The organism is Achromobacter sp. JCM 18799 (assembly GCF_055395645.1).
Map to the genome: position 1 here is coordinate 3,726,000 of NZ_AP043866.1, position 12,850 is coordinate 3,738,849.

Consider the following 12,850-nt stretch of genomic DNA (forward strand, 5'->3'; position numbering starts at 1 on the left):
AGCAAGAGCCAGCAAACGTGAGCCATTCAGCGAAGATACTGTGGGGAGAGGGGCTGTTTCTGCGGCCCCAGCATTTCCAACGCCAAGACGCCTACCACGAGGCCCGCCTCGCGGAAATGAGCCGCGCGCTGCATCCCTACGCATGGGGCCTGCGCGCGGCGCGCTTCGACGCCGCGGCGCTTGCCAACGGCATGCTGCGCGCCACCGAGCTATCCGCGATCTTCCCCGACGGCGAGATCTACAGCGCCCCCCATAACGACGACCTGCCGCCCGCGGTCGCGCTGGACGGACTGGACGGCGCCAGCACGGCGGTGTTCTACCTGGCGCTGCATCCGATGAAGGACATCGGCGGCAACTATCGCGATACGCGCCAGGAACAGGGTTTCGATGCGCGCTATGCGCACCAGGACAGCCCCGCGCCCGATCTCTATACCAACGCCAGCACGGCCGAGCTTGCCTTCCTGCGCAAGAACGTGCGCCTGCTGTCGGAGCACGAGCCGCGCGACGCGCTGCTGACCATTCCTGTAGCGCGCGTGCGCCGCACCGCCAGCGCCGGCTACGAACTGGACACCAGTTTCGTTGCCCCCAGCGTCACGGTGCAGGCGTGCAGCGCGCTGTTCGAGCAGCTGCGCCGGCTGCTGGACGCCCTGCAGGCCAAGGTCAACGCGCTCTATGGATTCCATCGCGAACCGAACAAGAACATCATCGAGTTCCGTTCGGGCGACGTGGCCTCGTTCTGGCTGCTGCACACCTGCAACGAAGCCTATTCGGCGCTCTCGCACCTGTTCCACAACCCGCAGCTGCATCCCGAGCGCCTGTTCCAGGAAATGCTGCGGCTGGCCGGCGCGCTCATGACGTTCTCCAAGGTACATACGCTGGCGGACCTGCCGGCCTACCAGCACGACGCGCCGGGCGCGGCCTTCGCGCAGTTGGACGAGATCCTGCGCGACCTGCTCGACACCGTCATCTCCACCCGCTACTTCTCCATCGTGCTGGAAGAGCTGCGCCCCTCGTTCCACGTCGGCCGGCTGGATTCCGGCAAGCTCGACGAAACCACCGCGCTCTACCTGTCGGTGTCCGCCGCCACGCCAGCCAGCGAACTGGCCGAGACCGTGCCGCTGCGCTTCAAGGTCGGCGCGCCCGACGACGTGGAAAAGCTGGTGCTCTCTGCCATGCCTGGCGTGCAGCTCGTCTACACGCCGCAGGTTCCGCCCGCCGTGCCCGTCAAGCCGGGCGCCTGCTACTTCACCCTGCAGACGCGCGGCTCGCTGTACGACCGCATGCTGCAGGCGCGCAGCATCGCCATCTATGCCCCCTCGGGCATACCCGACCTGAAACTGGACCTCATCGCCGTCACCCGCTAGAGCCTGCCCATGACCGCCGCCGCGCCCACCCTGATGCCCGGAGCCTCGCTCCCTCCCCGAGCCGCAGATTTCTATGGCTCGCGCCCCGCGAAGTCCCTGCTGGACCTGCTGTACGACGGCTTCCTGATGCTGTTCCTGCTGAAAAGCGGCCAAGAGCCCGTCGACGCCGCCTCGTTCTCGGCGCGCGTGCAGCAGTTCCTGGCGGACTTCGAGCGCAGCGCGAAGAAGATGGACATCCCGGCCGAGGACGTCTACGCCACCAAATACGCGTTCTGCGCCGCCGTGGACGAGACCGTGCTGAACTCCGGCTTTTCCATCCGCGATGCCTGGATGCTGCAGCCGCTGCAACTGACCCTGTTCGGCGAGCAGCTCGCCGGCGAGAACTTCTTTGCGCGCCTGGAAGACCTGCGCGCGCAGGGCGCGCCGCGCCTGCAATCGCTGGAAGTGTTCTATATGTGCCTGCTGCTGGGTTTCCAGGGCAAGTACATGATCGAGGGCCAGGAAAAGCTGGGCTATCTCACGGCGCGGCTGGGCGATGAAATCACGCTGCTGCGCGGCAAGCGCGCGGGCTTCGCGCCGCACTGGCCCCTGCCCGACAAGATCGCCCACACGCTCAAGCGCGACGTGCCGCTGTGGAGCATCGGCGCGTTGTTCGCGCTGCTGGGGCTGCTGGCCTATCTGGGCATGAGTCACTTCCTTAACCGCGACATGCAGACCGCCATGGCTCCGTACCATGACATCGTCAAGATCGGCCCGCGCGCCGCGCACCTGACCATCTCGCTACCCTGACGGCCTCAGGCCGCCCCTCAGCACCATGACCGACCGTTCCCAAGCGCCCGCCGGGTTCAGCAGCCTGGATGTAGCCGCCCTCTCCCAGAACGCCCGCATGCTGCAGGTGCGCACGCCCCTGGATGCGGCGCTCGCGGTAGAACGCATGAATCTGCGCGAAGGCGTCTCCGAACTGTTTGCCCTGACGCTGGACTGCCTGGCGTCCTCGGCCGAACTGGATGTGCAAGCCCTGCTGGGCCGCGAGATCAGCGTCAGCCTGCTGCTGGCCGACGGCAACAGGCGCCAATGGCATGCGGTGGTGGAAGGCGTGGACGCGCTGGGCGCGGACGGCGGCCTGGCGCGCTACCGGCTGCACGCCGCGCCCTGGCTGGCGGCCCTGGGCCTGCGCCGCGACAGCTTTCTGTACCAGGACAAGTCGGTCACCGACATCCTGAGCGAGATCTTCGCCGACTATCCGCAGGCGGCCTACTCGTTCGACATCGCCGAACCGCCCGCTCCGCGCGCGCTGCGCACGCAGTACCGCGAAACCGACCTGGCCTTCGTGCTACGCCTGCTGGCCGAAGCCGGCTTGAGCTTCCGCTTCGACCACCAGCAGGGCGAACAACAAGACGAGGCCTCGGGCGGCGCGCGGCACCGGCTGGTCGTGTTCGACACGCGCGCGGCGCGGCCGGCCTGCCCCGATGCCGCGCTGCGCTTTCACCGCAGCGACGCCACCGAAACCGAGGACAGCATCACGCGCTTCGGCGCGTCCCGCGCGGTACGGCCCAACGCCGTGACGCGCCTGGCCTGGGACGATCGCAAGCTGCTCGCACACGCGGCGCATGCGCAGTCCGACGTCGCAGCCGGCGCGGTGCCCCGCCTTGAAGACTACGACTACGACGGCCACGGCCGCCATGCCGACGGCGACAGCGCGGAACTGGCGGCTGCGCGCAGCCTGCAGGCGCACGAAGCCCGCATGGTGCGCTTTGACGGCGGCGGCACGGCCCGCCAGATGATGCCCGGCCATGACTTCACGCTGACGCAGCACAGCCGCTACGCCGCGGGCCCTGGCCAGGCCGTCGACGAGATGGGCGGCAACCGCTACACGCTGCTGCACGTCGAACACGAAGCCGCCAACAACCTGGGCAGCCAGGCTGCCCAGGCGCTGGGCGATTCCGATCTGGAACACGGCTCATACCGCAATACCTTCGGCGCCCTGCCCGCGGCCGCGCCGCTTGCGCCCGGCTGGCGCGCCAAGCCCACTGCGCCCGAAGGCCTGGCGGCCGTGGTGGTGGCCGCGCAGGACGCGCCCATTTCCTCGGGCCGCGATCTACGCATCAAGGTGCAATTCCCCTGGCAGCGCGGCGCGCGTCCGCTGCCGGGCGGCCTGGCGCACCGCAGCCATGGCGACGACACCGGCAATGCCCCGGGCGACGACAGTTCCGGCACCTGGCTGCGCGTCGCAGGCGCGCAGGCCGGCCCCAACTGGGGCGCGCACCATCTGCCGCGCAAAGGCACCGAGGTCCTGGTCGAGTTCCTGGACGGCGACATCGACCAGCCCGTGGCCTCGGCGCAGCTGTACAACGACGCCGACCTGCCGCCCTGGTCCGCCGGAGAGGACGCCGACGCCAATCATCCCGGCAGGCTCAGCGGCTGGCACAGCAAGGGCCTGGACGGCGAGGGCCACAGCCAATGGCTGTTCGACGACACGCCCCGGCAGATGCGCACGCGCCTGTCGAGCTCCATCGGCGCCACGCAGCTGGGCCTGGGCTATCTGGTCGAACAGGGCGCGGATGAATCCAATCGCGGCGCATGGCGCGGCACCGGCTTCGAACTGCGTTCGGACGCCTGGACCGTGGTGCGCTCCGGGCAAGGCATGCTGCTGTCCGCCAACGCGCGCGCGGATGCGCGCTCCACTCAGGCCGACGCGCAAGAGGCGCTGGCGCTGCTGCGCGGCGCGCAGAATGCGGCGCAGCGCCTGGATACCGCCGGCACGCAGCGCCAGGCGCGCGCGCTCGCGGCCACCAGCCAATACGATGCGCTGACCCGCGCCATCGACCCCAAGGGCGACGGCCGCTATCCGGGCAGCGTAGGCGGCCAGCAGGCGATCAAGGCCAGCGGCGGCGAGCGCACCGGCACGGACGCGGTGGAGCGCATCGACGGCGCCCGCATGCTGATCGACGCGCCGTCCTCACTGAACTTCGCCACGCCCGCCTCGGCCATCCTGCACGCCAGCGAAAACCTGCACGTCACGGCGCAAGCCGACGGCCACGTGGCCGCGCGCCAGACCTTTGCCACGGCCTCCGGCCGCTCCACCAGCCTGTTCGTGCAGGACGGCGGCATCCGCGCCGTCGCGGCCGAATCGCCGGTGTCGATCCACGCGCATACCGACATGCTGGAGATGCTGGCCGGCCAGGACATCACCGTCACCTCCACCACCGACAGCATCGAGATCCTGGCAAACCAGAGCATCACCCTGCAGGCCGCTGGCGCCAGCATCGTCATGAATGGCGGCGACATCGTGTTCAAGGGGCCGGGGATGTTCTCGGTCAAGGGCGCATCCCACAACCTGATCGGGCCTGCCAGCGACGCGGCCGCGCTGCCGGCGCTGCCGTCCTCGCAAGTGGGCGATCCCATGCTGGTCACTGCCGAACTGGTGCACCGGCCCAAGGCCAAGCTGCACGCGCAAGCCGGCTCCGGCCAGGCGCTGAATGCGGCCGGCGCGACGGGCGCCGTGGCCGCGGCTCCCGCGACTGCAACCCCCACGGCAGCCGCGGCCGCTGGATCGCAAGGCTCCCTGCTGGGCAGCGCGGGCGCGGCGCTTGCCAGCGGCGCGACTGCCGTATCCAAGAGTCTGTCCGCGGCGGCCGATGGCGCGTCCGGCATGCTGGACCAGGCCAAGAGCATGGCCGGCGAAGCGCTCAAGCCCGTCCAGGAATTGGGCGCGATGGCCGGCAAGACCATGCAGGCAGCGGGCAAGGCGGGCTCGGAGCTGATGTCGGGCGCCATGACCAAGGCCGGCGGCATGGCGAAGACGGCCATGCAGAATGTCGCTCCGTCGCTGACTGGCGGCGCCACGCCTTCACTGGCGACCGGCGCCACGCAATCCTTGGCCAGCATGGCAACACCGTCGCTGATGGATGGCGGCCTCTCCACCATGAACATGGCACAGGGCGCTGGCGACGCGCTGGCCGGCGCGGTATCCATGCCCCAGGCGCTGACTGACGCGGCGGGCGCCGTGTCCAAGGCCGGCGGCATGGCTACGCAAGCGTCAGACGTGGCCTCGCAGGCATCCAGCCTGACCGCCGACGGTAGCGGCGGCGTGGGGTCCGCCATCGGCCCGGTCATGACCCAGGCGATGGGCGCCATGGGCGGCCGCCCCGCCGCGCTGAGCTCGGCGGTGAACTCGCTGCTGACCATGCCGGACGTCAACCAGGGCAATCTGCCCGCGGTGGCAGGCGCGATACTCAGCACGCCGGGCCTGACCAACTCCGCGATTCCTTCCGTGGTCGGCGCCATCCTGCAATCGCCCACGATATCCAACGTCACGCTGCCCAAGGTGGCGGAGGCGATCATGAACATACCTGCGGTGGCCAACTCGCCCTATCCCGCGATGGCCAAGCGGGTCATGGAAATGGCCGGCGTCAGTCTGCCAGGCCCTGTGGCGAGGCCCGCGGGCATGCCCGGCGGCCAGGACGCGGGCGGCTCCGCGGCGGCCGGGACGCCAGATGCCGGCGCGCCCACGCCGTCCGCCTACCGGGCCAGAAGCGGCGCCAAGCTCCAGTACGTCAACCTGAAGGAAGAGGACGAGGTCTGGAACGATGGCCAGGCGCTGGACAGCCTGGACCGCCAGACCAACAAGCCCAGGATCCGCGTGCGCTTCAACAAGGCCGGCCAGCATCGCTTCAGCGTCAAGGTCAGCCCGCGTCCGGGCAATGCGGTGTACTCCGCGCGCGAGCAAAGCCGCCAACCGCTGTACCGTGAGCCCAACCAGCGCTCCTACAGCTACGTGACCGACGCCGACGGCACCAAGGTGGTCGACAACATCACCCTGCCGGCCGCGGGCCTGAACACCTATATGTTCGAGGTGGTGAACGACAAGAACCAGATCATCTCCACGGAGCAAGTCGAGACCGCAAGGCGGCTGTATCTCCAGGAGATCATGCTGCCCGGCCCCGAGACGCTGGCGCGCCGCCACGGCTTCCAGCCGACCGCGACGGAATACGCGCGGCATGGCGTGGACGTGGTGCAATTGCCGCCGGTCAGCACGCGCGGCGACGCCAACATGGACGTGTTCACGGACGACGGCTATGAACGCCTGCGCCGGCTGGCTGCGTCCGTCTACCCCGGGTCGCAGGGCCCGGACCACGAGCCCTATACGCTCGTCGTCTGCCACATCGACCGGCTGGCCACGATGCTGCCCGTCCAGCCCATTTACGTGCAAGCCTCGGCCGGCCCCGGCGCGGCCGACAAGCAGGTGCAGTTCGTCAACGCCGACGGCACCCTCAGCTTCCTGTGGTATCACATCGAGCCTGGCGTGGACTGGTACGTCGAATGCCTGTTCGAGTACACCGACCCTGCGGCCGGCATCAGGCAGGTCCCCATCCCCAAGGATCGCATGACCCCGATGCCTTACGACCCAGCGAATCCCAAGGCCTGCGACAGCCTGAACATCCGCATGGCGGGCCTGGTGCCCGTGCCGACCTCGGGCAAGATCATCCTGAAGGTCCGACTGCTGGAAAGCTCCGCAGGCGGCGTGGCGTTCCCTGGCACCAACCTGCTTGGCGTGGCGGCGATGAGCCCCTGGGAGCCCAACACGCTGGATTATCTGCAGCAGACGCTGGTGCACGAGATCGGCCACCTGATCGGCATGACGCCCAGCGGACCCGAGTGGGTACGGGCCCATCCGGACGAAGCCGACATGGACTCGTCCAAACTCGACAAGGGTCCGTATTTCTATTCCCAGTTCGGCAACCACTGCCACTTCGGCCTGCCCGCCAGCCAGGCCGATCCCAGCCACGTGGGTTCCTGCGTCATGTTCGGCGGCGATTGCGTCAGCATCCGCTTCTGCGCCAGCTGCGCCCAGGCCGTACGCAAGACGGACATGTCCAATGGCTGGCCCTCGTTCTGACGCGCGGCGCCGCCTGGCGCCGGCGCTGGCCCTGCTGCTCGCGGCCGCGCTGGCCCTGGCCGCGCCTGGCGCCGCCAGCGCCGCGCGCCCCACCCCTCATCCCCAGAAGACCACGATGAACACCGACTGGATCGACCCGCCTTCGTTCGCCACCGCCCCCATCGGCACGGTGCGCGACCACGCCTGCATTCCGCCCAACCATGGCAGCGACGACCAGCTCAACATCGCCGCGCCGGCGCGCGTGCGTCCGCAGGCTTCCGGCGCGCTGGTCATTCCGGTCTGCGCGCAAGGCATCATCCCCGTATCGCAGAACCAGAAGCTGCCGCGCTTCGTCGCCGTCAATACGCAGACCAAGGCGGTCTATGAAGGCGTGGCCTACGAATACAAGCCGCGCAAGCGCCCCGGCATGGAAGTGGACGAGATCCCCGGCTCGCGTCCGCCCAAGGGCATTCCCATCAGCCCGGGCATCAGCGTCGGCACGCAGTTCAGCACCGACCTTGCAGCGCAGGTGCAGCTGCCCAAGGATCCGGCGGTCTACGAGGTGTATATCGAATCGAACGGCGTGCGCTCGAATACGGTGAAGATCGAAGTGCAGGCGGCCAAGTAAGCGCCCTGCTTGCAGCGGCCGCCTCAGCCGCCAGGCCGGCGCTTCCAGATCGCGCCGCCCCATATCCAGCCCGCAAGGGCCAGCGCCAGCATCGCGATCATGAATTCAACCCGGTGCTCCTGCGGCACTGGATTAAGGTGGGACAAGGTCAGGAAGGGTTCCACGGACAGCAGTTCGGTAGCCGCAAGCGAACTGAAAAACATCGCCAGGACCAGCCCCGTAAAGCGCGGACGCGCGCCGTGCGTCTCCTTGTCGCCCGTGATGAACCACAGCAGACGGATCAGCTGTACCGCCGTCGCGGCGAACGGCAGGCAGATGGCCAATGTCAGGGCGCCCAACGCAAGAAGACCGTAGATCGACATCATGCGTCCACCCTGGCGGCCGCTAAGAGGCGCGGGCCCCGATCATGCGCAGCACCCGGTCCCGGATCGACCGCCCATAGGCCCAGCACCAGACGGCCAGCGCCAGCATCGCAACGGTGAAGTAAGCCCTGGCCTCGATCGGCACCGGATTCATCGCCGAGATCGTCAGAAAAGGTTCATAGCCCACGAAATCGCTGGCGGCCAGGGTGCTGAAGATCAGCGCCAGCACCGGCCCCGTGAAATGCGGCCGATCGCCGCGCGTGGTCTTGTCGGCCCAGAAGGACCAATGGATGAAACGGCTTAGCTGGATCGTCACCGCAAACAGCGGGATGACGACGGCGAGCATCAGGACGATAAGGGCGACGAGGACTTGAGGCGGAAGCATCGGGGGATTTTAGCGGCACATCAGGCATTGCCCTTTACCCCCTTGCACAACCGGTACCGGACCCACAGGCCGATCACGGACAAAATCAGCGCCGGTCCCAGATAGTAGGGAAGAAAGAACAGGAAATACCCATACCCGCGGTCATAGTTCCGGGCGACGTAGTAGGCGAGCAGAGCAGCCACGGCCGCAAACGCCCAGACGGCTACCATGGCCACGGCAAACCACTTGCGCGACGCCGCGGATCCCAAGGCTCCGAAACGGTTTGGCCGCACATGGGCTGCGATCCCGAGGAGATAGAGTAGGGGCAGCGCAAAACCCAAGGCTTTTGCGGCGTACAGGAACATGTCGGTGGACCACATGACGAATTCACGCAAAACCGTCTCCTACGGATCGAACTTTCCGATGACCCACTTCATCAAGGTTTATCTCTATCCGGGCATCTGGCGTGATCATCGATTCGACACCCAATCGTTCCCAGGGAGTTCAGGGTCTACGTTGCCGGACGCAAGTCCAAGTGGCGTCGTGGCATAACGCGCCGCGACTTTTCCGTCCGGATAGAAACGCAACTCCAGAACCACCTGTCCAGAGGGGCGCCTAGGTTGCGGCAACGTCACCTGAAACGGATACACACCCTCAGGCGTGGCATCCGGACCCGACGCATAGCGCCACAGCACATTCAAAGGCGCATCTGGCGACTCCGGCTTATATCCAAATGTCTGGGCTTCGGTACCCGCGGCGGCATTCGCGTCGACGATCATACGAAGACCTGTTGTCGTGGAATAAGCCACGTCATAGCGAGTAAAGTTGTACGGATAGACCGTCACAGCGCCTTCAAACGCGCCCCGCTGAACATTCGCCGTGTAACGCCGCTCCACACAGGCGTAAGCCGCCGCTGCCACGGCTATCACCGCCGCGACGCCCAGTGCGACCCATCGGCCGAGTTTCGAACGCCCCGTCTTCACTACGCCCCGATCAGAGATTCCCCGCATTCCTCTATCTCTCGTTGATCAATGAGGTTGCTTTGGCCGCCTTCTTAGGCGTTTCCGTAAACGTGGGCTGTCGCGTATCGTTGCCGTCATCGATGTAGCGGGAGCGGAAAAGCTGCGCATTGTTGGGCAGGCGTTGAATCGCCCAACCATCATCAGGCGGTTCCACCCGATCACACACACAGCCTGCAAAAATCCGCATGGCCTATTTCCTTCCTGCTGTCGCGACTCGTCATTGGCCTGTCACCCAATCATTCCCCGGAAGAGCGGGATCCACATTACTGAATTCCGATACCAGCGGGCGCGTGACATAGCGCGCGGCGGCCTTGCCATCAGGATAGATACGCAATTCCAGCACCACCGCGCCCGGTGGCCGCCGAGGCTGCGGCAGCGTCACAACAAAGGGGTAATCTCCCTCTGCTGTTTCCTGAGGGCCGGAGTCATAGCGCCACGATATCTGCATCGGAGCATCAGGCGTGGCCGGCTTGTAGCCGAATGACTGCAGATTGTTTCCCGTGGCGGAATTCGCTCGTGCGAACCAGCGAAGGCCGGGCATCAACGAATACGCCACGTCGTACTGCGTAAAGTTGTACGAGTAAACGGCCACCGATCCTTCCAACGCACTTCGTTGAATATCTTTTAGCTGGCTTCGCTCTATGTAGACATAAGCCCCTGCGGCCACGGCTATCGCGGCCGCGACGCCCAGTGCGACCCACCGCCCGAGCTTCGAACGCCTCGCCTTCATGCCGCTTCGTTCAGACATTCCTGATGCCCCACTTGCTTCACCAAAACCAGCATTAGCGCCAATGACTAGAACGGCAATCCCAACAGCAACGGATTCGGTGTCGCCATGTTGGAGAAGGTTGCGTCGGCCGCCTTCTTCAGCTTTTCCGTAAACGTGGGCTGCCGCGTATCGTCGCCGTCGTCTATGTAGCGGGAGCGGAACAGCCGTGCATTGTTGGGCAGGCGTTGAATCGCCCAACCATCATCAGGCGGATCCACTGGATCATGCATATAGCCCGAGAAAATACGCGTAATCGCTGGCCCCACAGGCAGACGCTCGTTGTCCGGCAATGACGACACCTCCATGCAGGCACGTTGATAGTCGTCGGGAGGCGAGATACGGGATCCCCCGTAGAACGTCACCTTGCCGGGGTGCTTGTGCATGATCTCCAGGCGCGCAAAGTCGATCGCGGCCTGCATCGCCGTGATGTACAAATACCCCGGAGCAGCGCCGGTTCGCGCGTCATTGAGCAACACCCGCAGCCAGGCCACGTAAACCATGCGGTGAAGGTAGAGTTGCCGCGCAAGCGTCTTGTCGCCTTCCATGCCATCGATCGCGTCCTGGGCATGCCGTAGCCCCAGCAGCTGTTGGGAAGGCCGCGCCAGCTGTTGCTGATAGCTGCGCAGATCATTACGTACCCTGGAGGTCGCGGCAATATCGAAATCAGCGCCGAAAGCCCTTGCATTCGTCTTGGTTTTTTCCAGTCCTTCGAAGGGCACGCCCGAAAGCCGGGCTATCCGCCACATTTCCTGTAGCGTTACGCGGCCGATACCGGGATCGCGCTGCTGAAATCCGGGCGGGTAGTACCCCGACAAGTCGGCGCCCAAACCTGGATATATACGTTCTTGGCGGGCGGGAGGCGACATAGGCGTGTCCATCAATGGCAGCAACGTCGCACCGCCCAGCGTATGTACACGCCATCTCAGCTCGTGTGCAGAGATAAAATGCGCCGCCTTCGCGAGCGCTCGCGGCAGCTCCTGGTCGTCGGCGGCAGTGTTGCGCAAGAAGCCGAATGGAGTTTTTGAAGCCAGGAAGCCGACGACAGAATTGTCGCGATACCCTACTGCATCGTAGAACCCGGCAAAGACCATCTTGAGCGGGACCTTGCGCTTATCCGCCAGCGTCCATTCCAGCTTGTCGCTATTGGCATCGCCATCGCATTCCTTGCACAGCTCATTGAGAAAAGCCCGAGCCAGCGCCGCCCCCCAATCGCAGCCAAAAACCGAGACCTGGATTTCCTCAAGCCTTATCTGAGACGAATCGATGATCGCCTTGAACCGCGTCACACCTTCGGAAATACGAGGCTGCACTCCCGAATTTATTGCCTCGAACATGAATCTCGAATCGCGTACCGGATCAAGTTGATCCAGGATCGCTCGTGTAATGTTCCCGGCCGCATCCTTGACTATCTTGACTCCAGTCCTGCCCGGATTTCGCACGGCCTCCCCGACATCCCGCCGCACCTTTCCCGGCAGCCCTTTCAACGTGTCGCCGATCGCGTCTCCCACGCGCTTGCCCTTCAGGATCTCCATGCCGACATCCTTGGCGGCATCTGTGGGAACCCCCTTTGCCGGATCCAGGGTCACGCTTTTCAGCATATCGCCGGAAATCGATCCAGCCTGGTCTTTCGCGAACTCATAGGCATTCACATTCATTTCCGTGCCGAGCCCAGAAATGTATACCCGCTGACGCAAAAGTGCTCCGAGAGCCCCCTGACCAAAGCCCCTGAACAATCGGCCTACGTTGGACGGAAGCGGAGAAGGCTCTTCGATACTCAGGCCGACCCCATCAAAAAACACGGCAATATGCATCTTGCCATGGCATCTGACTCCGTTGAGGGGCTCACATTGGAGGGCTCGCGCAGCCTCTCGCTCCTCATCCAACGATATTTCCTTCCAGCTGTCGTGACCTGTCATTGGTTTGTCACCCAGTCATTCCCAGGAAGAGTGGGATCCACATTGCTGAACTCCGATACCAGCGGGCGCGTCACATAGCGCGCGGCAGCCTTGCCATCTGGATAGATGCGCAATTCCAGCACCACGGCGCCCGCTGGGCGCCGAGGCTGCGGAAGCGTCACGATAAAGGGGTAATCTCCCTCTGCTGTTTTCTGAGGACCAGAGTCATAGCGCCACGATATCTGCATCGGAGCATCGGGCGCGGCAGGCTTGTAGCCGAATAACTGCATATGGTCCCCCCTGGCGGAATTCGCTTCTGCAAACCAGCCACGGCCGGGCATCAACGAATACGCCACGTCGTACTGCGTAAAGTTGTACGGGTAGACGGCAACCGATCCTTCCAACGCGCTTCGTTGAACATTTTGCGCCTGGCTTCGCTCTACGTAGACATAGGCCCCAGCCGCCACGGCGATCACCGCCAGCACGCCCAGCGCGACCCACCGTCCCAGTTTCGAACGCCCCGCCTTTCCTTGACCCCGCTCAGACATCCCCGACATCCCTCTATCCC

Annotated in this window: 12 protein-coding genes; 4 read left to right on the plus strand and 8 right to left on the minus strand. The window is 65.4% G+C overall.

Features of this window, described 5'->3' with window-relative positions; all coding sequences use genetic code 11:
* The first annotated feature begins 17 nt into the window (after window positions 1–17).
* From tssK to ACZ5YA_RS17520, 4 genes are read left to right on the plus strand one after another with little or no spacing between them, the layout of a single operon-like run.
* On the plus strand, window positions 18–1,364 hold the full coding sequence (gene tssK, locus ACZ5YA_RS17505; protein WP_059371262.1) for a type VI secretion system baseplate subunit TssK: 1,347 nt from the start codon (window positions 18–20) through the stop codon (window positions 1,362–1,364).
* Between the two features lie 33 nt (window positions 1,365–1,397).
* Window positions 1,398–2,153 carry a type IVB secretion system protein IcmH/DotU gene (icmH, locus tag ACZ5YA_RS17510; protein ID WP_223283522.1) on the plus strand — a complete coding sequence of 252 codons (756 nt, stop codon included), beginning with the start codon at window positions 1,398–1,400 and terminating at the stop codon, window positions 2,151–2,153.
* Window positions 2,154–2,178: 25 nt separating this feature from the next.
* Window positions 2,179–7,263 carry a type VI secretion system tip protein TssI/VgrG gene (tssI, locus tag ACZ5YA_RS17515; protein ID WP_464090966.1) on the plus strand — a complete coding sequence of 1,695 codons (5,085 nt, stop codon included), beginning with the start codon at window positions 2,179–2,181 and terminating at the stop codon, window positions 7,261–7,263.
* A complete protein-coding gene (locus tag ACZ5YA_RS17520) occupies window positions 7,244–7,870 on the plus strand; it encodes a hypothetical protein (protein WP_059371261.1) in 627 nt (208 codons plus the stop codon). The genes tssI and ACZ5YA_RS17520 overlap by 20 nt, the downstream gene beginning before the upstream one ends.
* A gap of 23 nt (window positions 7,871–7,893) precedes the next feature.
* Here ACZ5YA_RS17520 and ACZ5YA_RS17525 read toward each other — a convergent pair whose 3' ends face one another.
* From ACZ5YA_RS17525 to ACZ5YA_RS17560, 8 genes are all read right to left on the minus strand, one after another.
* Window positions 7,894–8,235, minus strand: coding sequence for a hypothetical protein (locus ACZ5YA_RS17525; protein WP_464090967.1), 342 nt, complete (start codon window positions 8,233–8,235; stop codon window positions 7,894–7,896).
* A 19-nt stretch (window positions 8,236–8,254) separates the two neighbouring features.
* Window positions 8,255–8,617 (minus strand): hypothetical protein, encoded by a 363-nt coding sequence (locus ACZ5YA_RS17530; RefSeq protein WP_059371259.1) that lies wholly within the window; start codon window positions 8,615–8,617, stop codon window positions 8,255–8,257.
* A gap of 20 nt (window positions 8,618–8,637) precedes the next feature.
* Window positions 8,638–8,991 (minus strand): hypothetical protein, encoded by a 354-nt coding sequence (locus ACZ5YA_RS17535; protein ID WP_464090968.1) that lies wholly within the window; start codon window positions 8,989–8,991, stop codon window positions 8,638–8,640.
* Between the two features lie 75 nt (window positions 8,992–9,066).
* Window positions 9,067–9,606, minus strand: a complete 540-nt coding sequence (locus ACZ5YA_RS17540; RefSeq protein WP_280015769.1) for a hypothetical protein — start codon at window positions 9,604–9,606, stop codon at window positions 9,067–9,069.
* Window positions 9,607–9,610: 4 nt separating this feature from the next.
* Entirely contained in the window at window positions 9,611–9,805 is a 195-nt protein-coding gene (locus ACZ5YA_RS17545; protein ID WP_124260420.1) for a hypothetical protein, read from the minus strand.
* Window positions 9,806–9,835: 30 nt separating this feature from the next.
* Window positions 9,836–10,366, minus strand: coding sequence for a hypothetical protein (locus ACZ5YA_RS17550; RefSeq protein ID WP_280015768.1), 531 nt, complete (start codon window positions 10,364–10,366; stop codon window positions 9,836–9,838).
* 47 nt (window positions 10,367–10,413) lie between these two features.
* Window positions 10,414–12,198 (minus strand): hypothetical protein, encoded by a 1,785-nt coding sequence (locus tag ACZ5YA_RS17555; protein WP_464090969.1) that lies wholly within the window; start codon window positions 12,196–12,198, stop codon window positions 10,414–10,416.
* A 101-nt stretch (window positions 12,199–12,299) separates the two neighbouring features.
* Window positions 12,300–12,839 (minus strand): hypothetical protein, encoded by a 540-nt coding sequence (locus tag ACZ5YA_RS17560; protein WP_464090970.1) that lies wholly within the window; start codon window positions 12,837–12,839, stop codon window positions 12,300–12,302.
* Window positions 12,840–12,850 lie beyond the last annotated feature (11 nt).